Consider the following 18,265-nt stretch of genomic DNA (forward strand, 5'->3'; position numbering starts at 1 on the left):
ACTCGGTCGAAGCAAGCTATTGGTTGGCCTGGCTCTGGCCCATGATTTCTTGCGCGGTAAAGTTGATGCCGCAGGTCGGGAAGGAGTTACCGACGAAGAAGTTGTCGGTTTCCTTGGAGTAGAAGCTTTCGCCGTCCTTGAAGTCGGGATCGGACACGATGGAGAGCGGCAGCGCGATCGACTGCGGCACGATTTCTCCGTCGAGGGCGGCGAGCGCCGTCTTGATGGCGACGGCGACCTGCGCCGGCCCGCTGCCGGCCGACGTGCACTTCAGCCCGTCCTTGGAATGCTCCGAGCACAGCTTGCGAAAACCGTTCTCCGTCTCGCCGCCGATCGGGACGAACGGATGGCCGGCGTCGATCATGGCGCGCACCGTTCCCGTCGAGCCGCCCTGCACAGAAACGCCGTCGAACTTCTTGTGAACGGCGATGGCGTCGGCGACGACCTTCTGCGCCGTGCCGTCGTCCCAGCGACCGACGACCTCGATGCTCTCCCAGGGGCCGGGCGAGGCGGCAAGCACTTCCTGAATGCCCTCATGCCGATCGCGATCGACCGAGGTGCCGGTGACGCCGCGCACTTCGAGCAGCTTGCCCTTCCCGCTGGCGACATTCTTGACCAGCCACTCGCCCCAGAGCTTGCCGAGGCCCTTCTGGTCGACGTTGACGTTGATCGCCTCGTCGGAATCCAGCGTGTTGTCGAAAGCCACCAGCACGACACCGGCAGCCTTTGCGCGCTTGATCACCGGCTTGAAGGCGGTCGGGTTCTGAGCGTTGACGATGACCGCGTCGTATCCTGAATTGATGAAGTTATCGACGGCTGCGATCTGTGCCGCGACGTCGTCGCCCGTCGACACCACCTTGAATTCCTTCAGCTTGGACTTCACTTCCGGCTGCTCGGCATAGGCCTTGGCCGTCTGCACCATCTGGATGCGCCAGGTGTTGCCGATGAAGCCGTTGGCCAGCGCGATGCGGTAGGGGCCTTGTTTCTTCGGATACTGAAAGAACTTCGTCTCTGCGGTCAGTGGCTTGTAACATTCAGGATCGGCGCTGGGCCCGGAAACGATCTCCGGTCCGGCAGCCTTCGCGCCGACCGTGAGGACGAGCACGGCCGCAGTCACGGCTAGCCCGGCAGCGAGACTGGCGCGACCTCGCCTCTTCAATGAGTTCGGCTCGAATGTCATGTCGTGTTTCCTCCCCAGGCTACGATCGAACCATCCGCGCAGCCCCCGTCGTGAGGTCAACGTTGGTCCTCTACCACGACGCTTTTCTCGCACAGGCCATCATTGGCGCAGCCTGTTGCAAATTCTGGGTCCGCGCTTCTCGGAAGCCTCCCAGCTACCCGCTAAGAACCGCAGACAGCCTCACTAGGATATGACTTTCGCGGAGGCGGCAAGAGGTAATCTTGCGACGGAATACTGAGGCAACGCATCCTCGTCTTCTTGGCAATTGAAGCACCTCAACAGTACGCCGCGACGTCACAGCCAGAATGCGAAAACTCCGACGATGAGTGCATTGCAACACGGCTCACCGCAGACTTCGGTGTGCACTGCAAAAGCTTTAAAACGGCTTTTGGGGCACGGACGAAATAGTTTCTGGCGCAGCTATCTTTCGACCATGCAGGGGAGTGTCACCGGCTCCCCTCCGGGTGCATCAGCTGGCAAGTTTGCCCCGGTCATTCCGTTCTGGCATTGGCTTATGCGGACTTTTCGCTGAACTCCAGGGCCATTGCCGCTAGCCTCGTGACGACATGATCGGAGATCAGTTGATGACGAGCCTTTCCGCCCGGCCCTCCCCGAACGAGATCCGCCCGGCGTTCGCGCGCGCGATGTCGGATAGACCTGGCGGCAGAATGGCACCACGTCAGGCCTGCGGGCGCACCGCGAAAGCCTGCTCGCGGCTCTGGACGCCGCTGCCCGCTGACCTTGTCAGGCACCGCTGAACCAGACGCCCGGCGCCGAAACGCAAGCCCTCTGCAGCTCCCGCCCGCCCACCGGACGAAACATGCTTTCAAGGAAGTCGACATGACAGATGACGCGTTCGTCGCAACATTGCGCAAGGCGATCGGGAAGGATCACGTCAGGACCGACCCGGCCGACATCGGCCCGCTGCTCGAAGACTGGCGTGGCCACGTCCGGGGCGATGCGGTCGCAGCGGTGTTTCCGGGCTCGCGCGGCGACGTCGCCGCGGTGCTGCAGATCGCAACCGCCGCCGGCCGCCCGGTGACCCCGCAAGGCGGCAATACCGGCCTGTCCTACGGCGCAACACCGAACGCCGGCGAGCGCGGCATCGTGCTGTGTCTCGGACGGATGCGGCGCATTCTCGAGATCGACCGGGCATCGAACCTCCTCGTCGTTGAGGCCGGCGCGACGCTCGCCGCCGTCCACGAGGCGGCGCTGGGCGAAGATCGGCGCATGCCGCTGCATCTCGGCAGCGAGGGCACGGCCCAGATCGGGGGCCTGATCTCGACCAATGCCGGTGGCACCGGCGCGGTCCGCTACGGACCGATGCGCGATCTCGTGGCCGGGCTGGAGGTGGTGTTGCCGGATGGTCGGGTCCTCTCGGACCTCGGCGGCCTCAAGAAGAACAACACCGGCTATGACCTGAAGCAGCTCTTCATCGGCGCGGAGGGCACGCTCGGCGTCGTCACGGCGGCGGCGCTGAAGCTTCATCCGGTCCTGCGGTCCTCCGCCAGCGCCTGGCTGGCCTTCGACGAACTGCCGACGGCCGTCGCCCTGCTCATCCGCCTGCAGGAGCGGTTCGATACGGCGATCCAGGCCGTCGAACTCGTCAACGGCGAGGAGGTAGACCTCGTGCTGCGCCACATCCCCCGGACCCGCCTGCCGCTCGAGCAGGTTCCCCGCTGGTCGCTGATGGTCGAGCTCGGGACCAGCGATGCCGCCAATGACCTCGAGGCCTCGCTGGAGGCCTGGATGACGGAAATCTTCGAGGAAGGTCTGCTGACCGACGCCTTCATCGCCCGGAGCGGCGCGCAGGCGGAGGGCATCTGGCACGTCCGCCATTCGGTCTCCGAAGCCAACCGGATCGTCGGCCACAGCCTGTCGCACGACATCGCGGTGCGCCCTTCCAGCGTGCCCGACCTCGTCGATCGGGCCACCGCCGCCGTCAAGGCGGTCTATCCCACGGCGACCATCCTCATCGTCTCGCATCTCGGCGACGGCAACGTCCACTTCATCGTCCACTTCCCCCATGCCGAGTGGGATGCCCTCCCCGACGGCGATGCCGTCACCGACATCGTCATGGGGATCGTGCACGACATCGTCGCCGATCTCGGCGGGACGTTCTCTGCCGAGCACGGCATCGGGCGCAAGCTCGTCGCCGAACTCGCCCGCCGCAGCGATCCGGACCGGCTGTCGCTGATGCGCGATCTGAAGGGCATCATCGACCCCAACGGACTGATGAACCCCGGCGCCTTGCTCGCAGCGGCGGCGCCATCAGCCAAGCCAGTCGCGTGACGAGAGCGCCGCGATGTCGGGTGCTCCGGTAAAGGCAAGAAAGGCTCGCAGCTCGTCGATCAGCAGTTCGAGCAAGGAGACGACACCCTCCTCCCCGTTCGCCGCAAGGCCATAGAGGGGCGCTCGGCCGAGGAGCACGCCATCGGCGCCTGCGGCGAGCAACTTGGCCGCGTCCGATCCGCGCCGGACTCCGCTGTCGGCGAGAAGCGTTGCCCCCGGGCCAACCGCCGCCCGGATCAGCGGCAGTACCTCCAGCGGGCGCGCCGCGCTGTCGTGGTTCCGGCCGCCGTGCGAGGAGACGACGATGCCGTCGCATCCTGCCTGAAGGGCCGTGACCGCATCCGCTGGCGCGAGCACGCCCTTCACCAGCAGCCGCCCCTGCCATCTCCGGCGGAGCTCGGCGAGGAACGCGCCATCCAGCGCCGTGTCGAGGGCGAAACGCGGGTCCGAGATCGCGGACGTCACGCTTCCGGCCGCATTGCCGGGATAGTGGGCGTAGGCGGGCAGTCCTTTACCGAGCGCGTAGCGGCCGATGACGCCGAGAGTCCAATGCGGGTGCCGCGCGAGATCCGCCGCCAGCGTCATGGATGGCCTAAGCGGAATTGCAAAACCGTTGCGGGCGTTGTGGATCTTCTTCGGCGAGGCCGGCGTGTCGACGGTGAGCACCAGCGTCACGACGCCGCAGCGGGCGACCCGGTCGAGCAGTTTCCAGGTTTCCCCGCGGTCCTGCCAGACATAGAGCTGGAACCAGAGCTCGGCCCCAGGGGCGTTCGCAACGATCGTCTCGATAGGCGTCGACGACTGCGTGGCTACGGTAAAGGGGATGCCGGCCCGGCCTGCCGCCCGCGCCATCGCGACCTCACCGTCAAACCGCACGAGACCCGCAAGGGCCGTCGGCGCGATCACGAAGGGCGAAGGACAGCGCGTCCCGAGGAGGGTGGCCGAGAGATCCGGGTCCGCGACGGGCTGCAGCACGCGCGGCACGACGCGGCGGTTGTCGAAACCCTGTCTCAGCCCGCGCAACGCCCGTTCGCTTTCGGTCCCGCGGTCGATGTAGTCGAACAGGGCGCGGGGGAGGAAGGCCTTGGCTGCGGCTTTCGCCTCGTTAAAATCGAGGAAGTTCGCGCGCCGCATGGTTCAGGCCATGCCGTTCGCCCGCACCGCGGCGACCGCCTCCATGATCAAGGCGCGGGTGGCGGCGTTCGGCGCCGTCAGCGGCAAGGAGACAGGACCGACGGGCTGGCCGAGATCGGCCATCATCGCCTTCAGCGGTCCGGGGTTCACCTCATTGAACAGCGCCGCAAAGACCGGCAGCAGCTGGCGATGGAGCGCCAGCCCCGCGGCGACATTCCCGGAGGCGAGGAGGTCGTGGATCCGCGTCCAAGTCGCCGGCAGCATCGGCGCACTGGCGAGGATACCGCCCGTCGCGCCATGCAGCACATGCACCGCATACATCATGTCGTCGCCGGACAGGAGGGCGATGCGGTTGCCGAGCGCTGCGGACAGGCGGTTGAAGTAATAGGCGTCCGTGTTGCAGATCTTGGCGCCGATCACCGTGCCGTCCTCCGCCAGCGATCGCAGCGTCTCGATCGCAGTGACGAACTGCGTGCGCGAGGGCACGTCGTAATAGACGATCGGCAAATCGACCGCGGCGCGGTAGGCGCGGAAATAGTCGATGACACCTTGCTGCGAGGGGACGACGTAGAAGGGCGTCACCAGCAGCAGCGCGTCGGCACCCGCCTGTCGGAAGGCCTCGCCGGCCTCAACGGCCTCGGCGCGCCCGGGGGAGACGACGCCGGCCACCACCGGGACACGGCCGGCAACGACCTCCACGACGCAACGGACGACTTGAAGTCGCTGGGCTTGGCTCAGCGCCGTATATTCGCCGGTTCCGCCAACCGGCGCCATCCCGCTCGCACCGGCCGCGAGATTGGCTTCCACGAGGATTCTCAGCCGGGGGAGATCGACCTCGCCGGCATTGGTGAGGGGCGTCGGAATGGCGGGGAAAATCCCGCGAAGGTCTTGGGCGTGCATGCGGCGGTCCGGGGTTCGAGGCGATCAATGTTCGACGCGCGACAGAAACTCGCGAAGACGGTCCGTTTGGGGTTCGCGCAGAACGCGCTTCGGATCCCCCGTCTCGACGACGCGGCCGTCCTCCATGAAGATCACCTTGGAGGCGACGTTGCGGGCAAAGCCCATCTCGTGCGTGACCACGATCATCGTGGTGCCGTCGCGGGCAAGGCTCTGCATGACATCGAGCACCTCGCCGACGAGCTCGGGATCGAGCGCGGACGTCGGCTCGTCGAACAGCATGACCTTGGGCTCCAGCGCCAACGCCCGGGCGATCGCCACGCGTTGCGACTGACCGCCCGAGATCTGGCGGGGATAGAGATCCTCCTTGCCGGTCAGACCAACACGCGCGAGCAGCTGCTTGGCCAAAGCATGGGCATCGGCCTTGCCCTTGAAGCCGTTCAGCAGCGGGCCGGAAGCGACGTTTTCCAGCACCGTCATGTGCGGAAAGAGATTGAAACTCTGGAAGACCATCCCGGTCTTGGATCGATACTCGGCCTGGCGGCGCTCCGGCAGGCGTGTCGCGGGATCGAAGGAGAGCCGCGTTCCCGCCACCTCCAAAGCGCCCGACGTCGGCTGCTCCAGAAGGTTCAGGCAGCGCAGCAAGGTCGACTTGCCGCAACCGGAGGGGCCGATCAGAACGCAGACCTGTCCCTCCTCGACGTCGAGGTCGATGCCCTTCAGCACATGGACAGGGCCGAAGCTCTTATGCAGTTCGCGGGTGGAGATCACGCCGGTGCCCTCAATGCTTGATTTCGAAACGGTTCGCCAGAAGCGTTACCGGCGTCAGGATCAGGAGGTAGAGAAGCGCTGCGAACGTATAGACTTCGAGCGGACGATAGGTGGACATCGTCAGGCCACCCGCCGCGTACATGATGTCGGGCATGGCGACGACCGACAGCAGCGAGGTGTTCTTCAGCTGCAGGATGCCCTGGCTGACGATCGGCGGGATCATGCGCCGCGTCGCCTGCGGCAGGATGATGTGGCGCATCTTCGTCACGTAGGAGAAGCCGAGGACAGTGGAGGCCTCCCACTGACCCCGCTCGGTCGAGATGACGCCGGCCCGGAAAATCTCGGCGGAGAACGCCGCCATGTAGAGCGTCAATCCCAGCCCCGCGGCGAACCAGTCGGGCATGGTGAAGCCCGTCATCATCGGTAGCGCGTAGAAGAACCAGACGATCTGAACGAGAAGCGGCGTGCAGCGGAACACGTGGATGTAAAGCCTGACGATCCACACCAGCACGGGCACCCGCGCCACCAGGACCAGTCCGAGAACGATACCGAGCAGCAGGCCGGCGATGGACGTGACCACCGCATAGGCGACTGTGACGCCGATGGCCCGCACCCAGAGATCGAAGTCCAGAACCACCGACCAGTCGAACTCGTACATGCGGATCTCCGTCTTTCGCCGACGAGCGGCCTGATGCTGCCGCCAAAGGTCTGGTCATGGCGTCACCCCGACACTAAACCTGCCCCGCGTCCGAAATCCAGCCTTTCGAGATAACGAAACGCAAACTATATCGATATAGGCCACCATCTTATCGTAAAGCGATAACTGTGCAGGAAAAAATGACTAGGTTTGAGGCATAGAAGCCAAATTTGCGATCCAGCAGTCAGATTTAGCTTGCGGAAGTTTGTGAGGTGGAGATGCTGCTCAAGGCATTGCCGCAGCTGCACCCAACAACCCGGAGCATGACATGACCTACAAGCTGGCCGCCGCACTCGTTGTCGCCGGAATCACCTCCGCCACCCCTGCCATGAGCGAGGCGCTCTGGGACAAGATCGAACAGAGCGGCGAAGTCGTTTGTGGCGGCATCCACTCCTACAAGCCGACCTCCTTCTACACCGGCAGCGAACTGCAATATGAAGGATACGGCCCTAACGTCTGCCGCCAGATGGTCGCCGACCTGTCGAAGAAGATGGGAAAGCCGCTGACGGTAAAATGGCACGAGACGACGTGGCAGAGCGTCGTGCTCGACCTCCAGGCCGGACGCATCGACATCTTTCCCGGCATGACCGCGACCGAGGAGCGCAAGAAGGCGCTCGACATGGCCGGTCCGCTCTACCGCATGACCGATTGCGTGATCGCCGGCAAGAACGCCGAAACCAAGCCGACCTGGGAAGCCTATAATTCGCCGGACGTCACCTTCGCGATGGTGACCGGCACGGCACAGACCCAGTTCATCAAGAACGAGCTGCCCAAGGCCAAGGTCATGACGCTGAAGGAAATGACCGAGGCGGTCATGGCCGTCCAGTCCGGCCGCGCACAGTACCTTTTGCAGGAACTCCCGATCTGCCTGCAGACCTTCTCGACCGCCGCGCAGGTCTTTTCCGGCTACACCGTCCCGACGCCGGAGCGGGGCATTCCGGCCGCAGCGGGTCTGCGCAAGGATGGCGATGGCCGCCTGCGCGACTTCATCCAGGCCTGGGGCGAGCAGAAGCGGGCGGACCAGTCGATCGCTCCGCTGCTGATCGAAGGGTTCAAGGCCGCCGGCATGGACACGACGGCGATCCCCAAGGGCATCGAGTTCTGATCACCGGGCCTGCGTCATAAGAGAGCCCCGTGCAGCCCAAGGGCTGCACGGGGCTTGGTCGCTCAAATTAGATGACGCTTCCCGGAAGCTCGGCCTCTCAATAGCGGCACGCAAAAGGCGCCAGGATCATCCTGGCGCCTTTTGCGCATTACTTCCGGTTCAGGAACTTCGTCATCTCAGCCTGGGTCTCGCCGGCCTCGAAGGCCTTGCGGTGGATCTGGCGGGCGAGCTCGAAGGTTTCGTCGAAGCCGGACTGGGTCGCCGCGCAGATGCGCTGCTTGTTGAACGCGTAGGCCTGCTTCGGCTTGGCTGCGAGCATGCGCGCAAACTCCAGCGAGCGCGGCATGACCTGATCGACCGCCACAATCTCGTTCACCAGTCCGAGGCGATGACACTCCTCGGCCTCGAGGATGCGCCCGGTCTGCACGAGGTCGATCGCGCGGGCGAGGCCCAGCATTTCCCGCAGGATCCAGAAGCCGGTGACACTCGCGATGCCGTTGTTGATCTCCGGCTGGCCCATCCTCGACTGCGCATGGCCGATGCGGAAGTCAGCCAGCAAGGAGACCTGGAAAGCCGAGCCGGCGGCGATCCCGTTCAGCGCTGCCACGAACGGCTTCTCGAAGCGACGGATGACGTTGTAGAGCGTGCGCCATTCCTCGATCCACAGTTCCGCCCGGTCGGCGTCGAAGGTCTTGCCTTCGTTGAGGTCCTGTCCGGCGCAGAAGGCCCGCTCACCGGCCCCGGTCAATATCAGCGCCTCGACCTCGGGCGCCTTCGAGGCCTTCAGGATGGCGGTGACGAGGTCGTCCCGCATCGGCTTGTCCCAGGCATTCAGCTTGGCAGGCTTGTTCAAGGTGATGACGAGGACGGAGCCCTCCATCCTCTGCAAGATGTGGTCTGACATGTCGGTCATGGTCTTCCTCTCAGGTCCGGGACCAGTCCCCGGTGGGGGCATTGTCGAGCGTGTGTTTGATGATCCGCTCGCTGGGTGTGCGCTCGAAGGCGGGGATGAAGGCGATGTGGCGGGGCAGCTGGTGCGGGGCGAGCCGGAGCCGGGCCCAGTCGAAGAGTTCAGCCCCAGTGAGCTGACGGTTCGGCGCCAGCTGAATGAACAGCTTGATGTCGGCCTCGCCGATGTCGGCCTTGACGGGAATGACGGCACAGGCCGCCACGGCATCGTGCTGGTCGACGACGTGCTCGACCTCCCAGGCCGAGACGTTCTCGCCGCGCACGCGGATCGTCTCCTTCAGGCGGCCGTGGAAGCGCACGCGTCCTTCCGCGTCCATCTCGCCCTGGTCTCCGGTGTGCAGACGTCCACCGCGCAAGGCCTCGCGCGTCGCCTCTTCGGAGTTCAGATAGCCGGTGAAAAGCGCCGCCGCGCCCTTGCCGATGGGCGCGACGACGATCTCGCCGCGGGTACCGCGCGGGCACTCGCGCCCGTCCGGTGCCAGGATCCGCACGTCGAACCAAGGCAGGGCGCGCCCGACGAAACCCGGAAGGTCCTCGTCGTTGATGGTGGTGAGGCTGGAGGCCTCCGTCATGCCGTAGCCCTCGACCATGCGTGTCCCGAAGCGGTTCCCGAACTCGGCCCAGACCTCCGCCGTGCACCCCCCGCCCCAGGCGATGGTGACGCCGTGGTCGCGGTCACGGGGCGATGGCGGTTGCTTCAGGAGCATCTGGAGAATGCCGCCGAGGTGGTGAATGCGCGTCGCGCCGCAGGCCCGCACCTCGTCCCAGAAGCCCGATGCGGTGAAGCGCGGCGTCAACGCGAGGGTCACGTCGCGGATCAGCGGCAGAATGATCAGCTGGGCGCCGCCGATATGGTTGAAGGGCTCCCAGACATAGAGGATCTCGCCCTTGTCGGCCTGCGCGGCGCGGGCCGCCGCCTCAGCGGAGAACCGCATCATCGCATGGGTCACCGGCACACTCTTCGGGCGGCCGGTGGTACCGGAGGTGAAACTGATCATCAGGAGGTCGCCGGGATCGACGTCGCCGTCCGGCAGGGTGCCGGGCAAACCGAGCACCCCAGCGAGGCCCTGCCCCGGCTGGCGCAGCAGGATGGTCATTCCAGGACCTGCCGCCGCCGAGACCGTATCGGCGAAGGCTGCTTCTGCGACCACGTGGCTTACACCCGCCTCACCGAACATGTACTCGAGGTTGACCGGCAGCAGACGCGTGCCGATCGGCACCCACACCGCGCAGAGCCGTGCCATGGCCAGCACCAGACAAAGGTAGTCAGAATGTGTGCTCAGCATGCAGGCGACACGGTCGCCCCGTCGGACGCCGTGCTGGTGAAGGCCTATCGCGAATGCCTTGGAACGCTCAGCGATTTCGGCAAGCCGATGCGCGACGAGACCGTCCGGCGTAAATTCCGTGGCATAGATGCGATCGGGATGCGCCTGCACCTCGGCAGCGATCAGATGCAGAAATCCTTCGCCTTCCCATGACGCCAAGTGCATTCTCCTCACACCACCATTGTTATCGCATTGCGATTACTGTTATTGCTATTTGAGTGAATTGCTCTCCCGATGTCAATGCGCGCCTGCCATTGACTGAACAAGGATGGAACCATGAGTGAAGATCGAGACGACCCTTTGATGGTCCGGGCCGTCGAAAAGGCGTTTCGGATACTGGCGACGTTCGACGCGGCCAATCCCCGGCAGACCTTGACGCAACTGGCTGTCCGGACGAGCCTCGACCGGTCCGCGACCCAGCGGTTCACGCACACGCTGTCGCAGCTGGGCTATCTCAAAAAGGATGCACGCTCGAAGGCCTATGAGCTGACGCCGAAGTCCCTGAACATGGCATATCAGTACACCCGCTCCAGCCCGCTGGTATTGCGGGCGCATCCCTATTTATCGCATCTCAACCGGACGACGGAGGAAACGATCTCGCTGACCGTTCTCGACGACACCGAGATCATCTATCTCTCGCGGTATCTTTCGCCGAATGTGCTGGACACCGACGTCATCGTCGGCAGCCGGCTGCCCGCCTACTGCACCGCGGGCGGTCTGGCCGTGCTGTCGGCGCTCGACGACCGAGCCGTCGATGACATCCTGGACCGCTCGACGCTCCGTGCCTTCACCTCGAAGACGATCTACGACCGCGAGGGCATCTGGGAGCGCATTCGGTTGGCTCGGGAAAGCGGTTTCGCCTTGGTGCAGGAGCAGATCTATACCGGCGACATCTCGATCGCCGCGCCGATCGTCTCGCCGGACGGACAGTTGATGGCCGCGGTCAGCCTCGGCGCGTCCCGCTTCCGCTACCAGGAGGACGTGCTGGTCCAGCGTTTCGTGCCGACCCTCATCGCCGCCGCGCGGTCGATGTCGCAGGGGATGCCGACGTGACACCGGGGGACGCTGGATAGGGTCGACTCGCCGAACCGAACTTGGCGCTCGGTGCGTTGACCTTGTCCCCTGGTGGACGCGATGCTCGGCAACGTTGCGCTGATAGATCTCCTGGCAAAGAGGTGGTCATGCCTTCGGCCAGGTGGAATGCCGTCGCTCACTTCATGCAGCACTACGGGATGATCAAACGGCGGGCGTGTAAATCCATCGGCTGCACCCGCACGACGGTCCGCTATCGGTCCACTCGACCACAGGACGATGTCCTGCGCGAGCGCATGGTCGCCTTGGCAAGGGAGCGCCGGCGCTTTGCATAGCGGCGCCCGCATGTCCTGCTGAAGCGGCGCAGAGAAGAGAGGACGTCAGGTCGGCCAGGCTTGCGGAGATCCGCAAGTTTTCCGCCCTTAGCTGCCGAGTTGCCCAGATTCTCGACGCCGGAAGATAAGCCGGCCCAGCAGGAAGTTGGCGAGGGTCGTGACCGCCATGACGAGAATGATCGCGATACGGGGCGGCACGTCGAGGGTAGAAAGGCCGTGCAATGTCGCCAGTCCGATTAGAAACATCGCGACATAAGTCGCGCCGAGGTAAAGGCGCGCCCTCCCGCCCTTTTGGGCGCCCGCAAACACCTTGGCGGGATAGACGACAACGACGAAAGCCAGGCCGAAAAGCCAAGACAGGGCGTAAGCAACGGACGGCGACGCGATGAAGAGAAGCAACTGATAGAGCGCGAAGGTCAGAAGGGTATTGGCGCCGCCGGCGAGTAAAAACCGCAGCCCGTCACCGGCAAATCCCGACAGCATCGGCTTACGGCCACTGTCGCTCATTGGCGAGCCGCGGCGTCGCGGAAAGCACTGTAATCGCGGATGTAGTCGGCCGCATCATAGGCGTGAGAGGCAGCAACCATGAGGACGCTATCGGCATCGAACTTGTATTGGATGCCCCAGACCATAGGCGCGAGGTAGAGGCCCATCGTCGGATCCGTCAACCGCACCTCCGTTCGGTGATCGCCGTCGTCGAGCACGACGGAAACACCGCCATGCGCTGCAATCAGAAACTGCTCGCACAGGATATGGGCATGCTCGCCGCGAACGTTGTGGCCGGGAACACCGTGGACCAGAAAGACGCGGCGCGGGGTGAACGGAAGCCCCCTGTCCATCTCGATCGCGGTGAGGCTTCCGCGCATGTCGGCGAAATGCGGGAGCCGCTCGATCCAGCAATTCTTGACGCCCAGCGCGAAACGCGTGCCGATCTTGGCCGACAGCTCCGCGCCATACTGTTCCGTGTGCGGTGTCTGCGCGGTATCCTGATAGCCGATGATCACGGCAGGATTGCCCACCACTGTGGCAAAGGGCGGGACATCGCGCGTGACCACCGCACCGGCCCCGATCATCGCCCCTGTACCGATGCGAACCCCCGGCAGGATCGTTGCATTGGCCCCGATCGACACGCCGTCTTCGACCACCGTCGGCAAAAAGGCCTCGGGATATTGTTTGGAGCGCGGGAAGCGATCATTGGTGAAGGTCGCATTGGGGCCGACAAAGACCCGGTCGCCCAAGCGCAGTCCGTCCCACAGCTGAACGCCACACTTGATCGTCACATCGTCCCCGACCACGACATCGTTCTCGATGAAGACATGATCGCAGATGTTGCCGTTGCGCCCGATCTTCGCACCCGCCAGAACATGCGCGAATGCCCAGATGCGCGTCCCCTCTCCGATCGCTTGGCTCTCGCACAGGCCTTGTGGGTGTAGAAAAAACTTATCAGATGCCATGAAACCTAGACCATCTCGATGGAGCTGCGACGCCCGCCCGTATTTCTTGAATGACGGAAAGACCGCTCAGCGTGACGTTACCTCAGGTGCTTCAGCCCGGGAGCGGCCGAGCCTTGCGGGTTAATTCTTGACGACGCGGCTGATGATGCGCAGCGGCCGCCGCTTGGTGTTCTCGAAGGTGCGCCAGAGGTATGAACCCAATATTCCCTGCACGGAGAGCGAGGCAGAGGCGGTGAAGGCGATCAAGACGGCGAGCGTCGCGAAGCCAGGTTCCGCGATGAAGCCGAGCAGCCGCGCGATGGCGACGCCGATGCCGAACATCGTGCTGAGGATACAGCCGGCGATGCCGAACCACATCACGAAGAGGATCGGCAAATCTGAAAACGAAAAGATACTATCCATCATGTAGCGCATACGCCGGGCGAAGCTCCAGGCGCTGGTTCCGTGCACGCGCTCCCGTCGCTCGTAACGAACGAAGCGGCGCCGATAGCCAATCCAGAACAGCTGGGCGATGAGCGAACTGTTCGGCTCGCCGATCTCCAGTACGGCATCCCGCGCCGTTCGATTGCAGGCGAAGATATCGACCCCTCCCTTCGGCACATCCTTGATGACGAGCTTTCGGTAGAGCCACCAGAAGGAGTTGGAGACGGCATTGCGCATCGCCGAATCGTGCCGCCCCGTCCGTTCGCCGAAGACGACATCGGCATCACCCTCTTCCAGGATCCGGAAGAATTCGAGGATGAGCTCCGGTGGCTCCTGGAGATCGGCCGCCATGACCGCGATCGCATCGCCGGAGGCATATTCGAGACCTGTCCGTATCGCGGTGAACGAACCGAAATTGCGGCTGTGAAAGACGATTTGGTAGGAAAAGGAGAACTGATCCCTGGCTGCGACCAGAAGCTCGCCGGATCTGTCCGGCGAGCCGTCGATCACGAAGACGATCTCAAGAGGACTTCTGGCATCCCGGTTCAACTGCTCCAATGCGGCGAGCAGCGAGTCTATGTTGGCTTCGTTGCGATAAACCGGGATGACCAGAGACAGCGACGAAGGGGACGGCGACGCGGGCGTTGATACGCTCATTGCGCCCAGCCCTGCAGCGCATCACAGACCCGGCCTATCTCCTCCTCCGTCATGTTCGGGAAGCACGGCAAGGTGAGACAGCGGGCGACGCTGCGGCGGCTAACCGGAAGATCGCCATCGACCAGACGCTGCGGCAGACCCTTCCACCCCGGCTGGTCACAATCGAGGATGGGATAGTGGATGTCGGACTGGATCTTCCTGTCAGCCAGGTGCTGCTTCAGGCGATCGCGATCCGCGCAGAGCACGATGGCAAGATGAGCGACGCCATCGTGCGGGTCGCTGACCAGCGTCATTCCGGCCGGCAGGACGCTGGCATAACGCTGGAGGATAGCCCGGCGCTTCTGGTTGGCGGTTTCCAGCCCCCGGAGCAGGATGCGCAGAACGCAAGCCTGCAGTTCGTCGAGGCGCGAATTGCGCCCATCGGCAACCGCGATCGTATATTTCGCGGCCCACCCATATTGACGCAGTGCCGCGCAGGCATCAGCCAAACCATCGTTCGACGTGACGATGGCGCCGCCATCGCCAAAGGCACCAAGGTTCTTGGTCGGATAGAAGCTGAAGGTGGCGATGTCGCCGAGGCTACCCACCCGTCGCCCGTCAACGGCGCCGCCATGGGCCTGTGCACAATCCTCAAGGATCGGAACGCCCTTGTAGCCGGCCGCATCCATCATGGCGCGCAAGCGCGGCACATCGACGACGTTACCGTAGAGATGCGTGACGACGACAAACGCCGTTTCCGGCGTGATCGCTGCCAGCAGAGACGGCAGCGAAGCGAGCTGCGAGTTCTCTTCGATGTCGGCGTAGACCGGCGTCAGCCCCACCAGCCGACACGCGATGGTGGAGTATCCGCCCGCATTCGCCACGGTGACGACCTCCCGCCGACCGGGGTCCTGCACGGAGATCAAAGAGCGCATCGCGATTTCCAGTGCATCCGTTCCGTTGGCGACGCCAAGGCAATGGGTGGCACCGATATAGGCCGCAAATTCTTTGCAGAAGGCCGATGTCTCCGCCCCGTTGAGCCACCATCCCGACGCCAGCGTGGTCTGTACCGATCCCAGGATTTCAGTCTCGGACGCGGCGTAGATGCGCCGAAGATCATTCAGCGGAACGGTGGACAGGGGGGACAACTGCATTCCAATCTTTCTTGCCGGCTCGCTTCAACCGTCAGCGCAGGCCGCTGCGACCGCTACGTTCGTCTCGTCAACCGCCGTGCGTCGCCGGGACCATGGGTTGCAATACACGGGTCGACCAAGAGATGCATCCTGCGAAGTATATAGTCTGGATGGGTTATCGACAGCCTACCGGCCCTCTGACAGTCGTCGATCCCTTTAGCGGCTTCGCCTTACGGTGCCGACCGGGCGAGTAAGGGTCAAATGTCGACCAGAGGTCAGCGGCGCGTCGACACAACGGATAAGCCTTCAACGCTGCAGGATTTAAGATATCGGTGGATAAGCTGATAAATCTCGGCTGCTGACGTCAGTATTGTGACCCCGACCTCACGGCGAGCCTCGCGGATATTCCTATGCCTGCATCAGCGGCGCTGTATCACGTGACCGGCGATTGTCGCCACCGGCACGACCCTGGACGCGGTTGCAGAATGCAACTTGAAACCTTCACGCCAGACGGTTCAGAGACGGGATCCGGGCGAGAGCAAGGCCGCGCAGGCGCAGGAGTGCAGCGCCGGGCTGGCAACAACGCCAGCTGCGCAAATAGGATCGCCGCAGCAGGGGAAAGGTCACCAAGCCAACGGTTTGAAGCGTGAATTGACATGGAACGCCCGCTACGGTCATGAAGACCGCAAAGAATGCACTCACCGCCGCACCAGACCCGGGTCTTGGTCTTCTCCTGTCAGCCGAGACTATCAACCGTTTTAGCGTCCGCCAGAAATCCTTCTGCCGGGCCGCCGGCTGAAGAGAACCACTGACAGTTCCAATCCCGTCATCTGCTGATGTTGTGGATGGCAACGCCCGCACCTCGGCACTCCGATGAGGTCGACATTCTTCGCGACGACAGAGCGCGATGCTGAAGTCTGGAATCTAGAATGATCAAGTGTCATGTCGCAAGCTAGCATCGAAGAAGCCCCAGGACGCCGAACGATACAGTATTCGATACTCGTGGTCTTGCTTACCGTACTGTTCGTAGCGTGGTCACTAATGATTCCGTTCAATGGCGCTCCGGACGAGTCCACGCACTTCTATCTGGTTGAATACCTCTACAATTCCGTCTCCCGGGATCGATCCCGCGGTGCCCTTCATCAGCCCTCTTTCCGGAGCCACAATCAGCAAGGAGCGGTTCTGGTACTACGGCCTCCCGTACCTCCATACGCTGGGTGCTACTGCCACCGCGCATCTTTTTGCCGATTATTTCTCACTACATAATGGTTATCTCGCCGTTCGTGCGTTCAATTGGCTTCTGGCGCCGGTCTTTGCCATCTCGCTGCTAACGATCGCGCGGATGGTGGGCATGCGGGGCGCCCTCTATTATCTCGCTCCGATCGCCTTTCTACTGGTTCCGCAACTCACCTTTCTCTTCTCCTATTTCAACGCCGACGCCTTTGCGCTGACGGCCACGACGTTGACTCTGGCGCTGATGCTATGGGCCCTTAGACGACCTTACTCCCTGAGACCCCTTCTGTTTGGCGCGGGGTGCGGATTGGTCATGCCTCAAAAATTTACTTCTACCCTTCCCTCGTTTTCCTTGCGGTTTACATCGCATATCAGTATCTCGTCGATCGCAAATTTCCGGCCGTTCGCTTTTTGCTGATGTCGATTGCCGCGGGGGCGGCTATCGCCTTGCCCGTCCTTGGAAAAACCTATCTCGAGTTTGGGGAATTCACCGGACTAAAAGGCCAGGTTGCCTTCACGGCGATGCACCAGAACAGCAAGACGATGTCGTGCTTTATTTTCTGCAGCGACAAGCTCCTCGACGTGACCAACACGACGTGGTGGATCTTCAATGCTGGCCGAAGCTTTTTTTACGGTCTTGGGCGGATGAATGTGTTCCTCCCGGAAAATTTCTACAGCTTCTTTTTCTTCCCGATCGTGGCGGCCATCCTCGCCGCCAGCGTGCTGTACTCCGCCTATTCGGTGATCCGGTACCGCATCGACGGGTTGGAGGCATTTCGCATTCCGTTGATGACGCTGCTGTTCTGGAGCATGACCATTTCCGTCATCTTGCTGAATATCATCGGCTCCCAGATGCTTTTGCCGCAGCCTCAGGGTCGATACCTCTACGTGGCCTTTCCGTTTGCAGCCTTCCTCGTTTTCTCGATGCTGGGCCGCGTCCATGTTCAGAGGGTAACGTCGCTCAGAACCGCATGCGGATCCGTCGCCAAATGAGAAAGATCGCCGTCAACATCGTCTTTCTCGTCATTGTCGTGGTGATGGCCGCGACGAACCTCATAGGCTTGCGATCCATGCTGCAATATTCACGGGACGCCTCGGTCGTTCCGGCCCTGCAGCTCATCATGCATGCGGCGGGGCGCGATCCCGCCGTGCTGCGGCCTGACCTGCAAATCAGCCCCGCCGCAGCGGCGCAGCGGCTGTCTTTCTCTGGAGGGAAGTACGCGCTCGAGGTGTCGCCAATTCCAGGACCGGCTTTCGGATTTCTGGACCGTTTTGAAAAAACCGACGGTCGGCGTGGATTGGTCAGCGGATGGACAAAGTCCCCCGATCCTGCCCGCAAGATCAACATGGTCGGCATCTGGGTCAATGGAGCCAGTCGGTCAGGGGCTGTCGCAGATACCCCGCGACCAGACGTCGATGCCGCATTGGGTCAATACACCGGGCGCTCCGGCTTCGAGATAGCTTTCGATGCCGACGTCGATGACATCTGCGACGTCGGCGTCTTCGTCATCAATGATATCTTGCAGATGAACTGGCTGCACGAACCCGGGGCCGGGTGTAAGCCATAGTGTTCCGCGCGCCGTGTTGGGCTGATGACAAATGCGCGTCCATGACGGGACTGACTACAAAGCGGACCACCAGCTTCAGCG

Annotated in this window: 17 protein-coding genes; 6 read left to right on the forward strand and 11 right to left on the reverse strand. The window is 63.2% G+C overall.

Annotated features, from left to right (window positions below; all coding sequences use genetic code 11):
* Positions 1–16 precede the first annotated feature (16 nt).
* A complete protein-coding gene (locus ACZLZQ_RS17515; RefSeq protein ID WP_472950464.1) occupies positions 17–1,180 on the reverse strand; it encodes a sugar ABC transporter substrate-binding protein in 1,164 nt (387 codons plus the stop codon).
* Positions 1,181–2,020: 840 nt separating this feature from the next.
* Between ACZLZQ_RS17515 and ACZLZQ_RS17520 the strand changes: the two genes are divergently transcribed.
* Positions 2,021–3,472 carry an FAD-binding oxidoreductase gene (locus ACZLZQ_RS17520; RefSeq protein WP_472950465.1) on the forward strand — a complete coding sequence of 484 codons (1,452 nt, stop codon included), beginning with the start codon at positions 2,021–2,023 and terminating at the stop codon, positions 3,470–3,472.
* On the opposite strand, the gene ACZLZQ_RS17525 is transcribed toward ACZLZQ_RS17520, so the two are convergent.
* Genes ACZLZQ_RS17525 through ACZLZQ_RS17540 form a run of 4 tightly spaced genes read right to left on the reverse strand, consistent with a single transcriptional unit; the run spans position 3,452 to position 6,932 of the window.
* The gene (locus ACZLZQ_RS17525; protein ID WP_472950466.1) at positions 3,452–4,606 is read right to left on the reverse strand and encodes an alpha-hydroxy acid oxidase; all 1,155 of its coding nucleotides are present in this window, start codon (positions 4,604–4,606) and stop codon (positions 3,452–3,454) included. The genes ACZLZQ_RS17520 and ACZLZQ_RS17525 overlap by 21 nt on opposite strands.
* A gap of 3 nt (positions 4,607–4,609) precedes the next feature.
* Complete coding sequence (locus ACZLZQ_RS17530; RefSeq protein ID WP_472950467.1) at positions 4,610–5,506, reverse strand: dihydrodipicolinate synthase family protein; 897 nt, start codon at positions 5,504–5,506, stop codon at positions 4,610–4,612.
* Between the two features lie 24 nt (positions 5,507–5,530).
* The gene (locus ACZLZQ_RS17535) at positions 5,531–6,274 is read right to left on the reverse strand and encodes an amino acid ABC transporter ATP-binding protein (RefSeq protein WP_472950468.1); all 744 of its coding nucleotides are present in this window, start codon (positions 6,272–6,274) and stop codon (positions 5,531–5,533) included.
* Positions 6,275–6,284: 10 nt separating this feature from the next.
* Entirely contained in the window at positions 6,285–6,932 is a 648-nt protein-coding gene (locus ACZLZQ_RS17540) for an amino acid ABC transporter permease (RefSeq protein ID WP_472950469.1), read from the reverse strand.
* Between the two features lie 307 nt (positions 6,933–7,239).
* Here ACZLZQ_RS17540 and ACZLZQ_RS17545 point away from each other — a divergent pair, with 307 nt between their 5' ends.
* Positions 7,240–8,076, forward strand: a complete 837-nt coding sequence (locus ACZLZQ_RS17545) for a transporter substrate-binding domain-containing protein (RefSeq protein WP_472936280.1) — start codon at positions 7,240–7,242, stop codon at positions 8,074–8,076.
* A 148-nt stretch (positions 8,077–8,224) separates the two neighbouring features.
* Here ACZLZQ_RS17545 and ACZLZQ_RS17550 read toward each other — a convergent pair whose 3' ends face one another.
* Both ACZLZQ_RS17550 and ACZLZQ_RS17555 read right to left on the reverse strand, forming a co-directional pair.
* Entirely contained in the window at positions 8,225–8,989 is a 765-nt protein-coding gene (locus ACZLZQ_RS17550) for an enoyl-CoA hydratase/isomerase family protein (protein WP_472936281.1), read from the reverse strand.
* 10 nt (positions 8,990–8,999) lie between these two features.
* Positions 9,000–10,535 carry an AMP-binding protein gene (locus tag ACZLZQ_RS17555; protein WP_472950470.1) on the reverse strand — a complete coding sequence of 512 codons (1,536 nt, stop codon included), beginning with the start codon at positions 10,533–10,535 and terminating at the stop codon, positions 9,000–9,002.
* Between the two features lie 111 nt (positions 10,536–10,646).
* On the opposite strand from ACZLZQ_RS17555, the gene ACZLZQ_RS17560 reads away from it, so the two are divergent.
* A complete protein-coding gene (locus ACZLZQ_RS17560) occupies positions 10,647–11,423 on the forward strand; it encodes an IclR family transcriptional regulator (protein ID WP_472950471.1) in 777 nt (258 codons plus the stop codon).
* Positions 11,424–11,824: 401 nt separating this feature from the next.
* Here ACZLZQ_RS17560 and ACZLZQ_RS17565 read toward each other — a convergent pair whose 3' ends face one another.
* From ACZLZQ_RS17565 to ACZLZQ_RS17580, 4 genes are all read right to left on the reverse strand, one after another.
* On the reverse strand, positions 11,825–12,244 hold the full coding sequence (locus tag ACZLZQ_RS17565; protein ID WP_472950472.1) for a GtrA family protein: 420 nt from the start codon (positions 12,242–12,244) through the stop codon (positions 11,825–11,827).
* The gene (locus ACZLZQ_RS17570) at positions 12,241–13,191 is read right to left on the reverse strand and encodes a WxcM-like domain-containing protein (protein ID WP_472950473.1); all 951 of its coding nucleotides are present in this window, start codon (positions 13,189–13,191) and stop codon (positions 12,241–12,243) included. The genes ACZLZQ_RS17565 and ACZLZQ_RS17570 overlap by 4 nt, the downstream gene beginning before the upstream one ends.
* 120 nt (positions 13,192–13,311) lie before the next feature.
* A complete protein-coding gene (locus ACZLZQ_RS17575) occupies positions 13,312–14,271 on the reverse strand; it encodes a glycosyltransferase family 2 protein (protein WP_472950474.1) in 960 nt (319 codons plus the stop codon).
* Positions 14,268–15,404: a DegT/DnrJ/EryC1/StrS family aminotransferase gene (locus ACZLZQ_RS17580; protein ID WP_472950475.1), complete on the reverse strand. Its 1,137-nt coding sequence runs from the start codon at positions 15,402–15,404 to the stop codon at positions 14,268–14,270. The genes ACZLZQ_RS17575 and ACZLZQ_RS17580 overlap by 4 nt, the downstream gene beginning before the upstream one ends.
* Before the next feature lie 1,111 nt (positions 15,405–16,515).
* Here ACZLZQ_RS17580 and ACZLZQ_RS17585 point away from each other — a divergent pair.
* Genes ACZLZQ_RS17585 through ACZLZQ_RS17595 form a run of 3 tightly spaced genes read left to right on the forward strand, consistent with a single transcriptional unit; the run spans position 16,516 to position 18,184 of the window.
* Positions 16,516–17,034, forward strand: coding sequence for a hypothetical protein (locus ACZLZQ_RS17585; protein ID WP_472950476.1), 519 nt, complete (start codon positions 16,516–16,518; stop codon positions 17,032–17,034).
* Positions 17,034–17,609: a hypothetical protein gene (locus ACZLZQ_RS17590; RefSeq protein ID WP_472950477.1), complete on the forward strand. Its 576-nt coding sequence runs from the start codon at positions 17,034–17,036 to the stop codon at positions 17,607–17,609. The genes ACZLZQ_RS17585 and ACZLZQ_RS17590 overlap by 1 nt, the downstream gene beginning before the upstream one ends.
* Positions 17,606–18,184, forward strand: coding sequence for a hypothetical protein (locus tag ACZLZQ_RS17595; RefSeq protein WP_472950478.1), 579 nt, complete (start codon positions 17,606–17,608; stop codon positions 18,182–18,184). The genes ACZLZQ_RS17590 and ACZLZQ_RS17595 overlap by 4 nt, the downstream gene beginning before the upstream one ends.
* Positions 18,185–18,265: the final 81 nt, after the last annotated feature.

The sequence above is a fragment of the Mesocryomonas lacus genome (assembly GCF_055730105.2).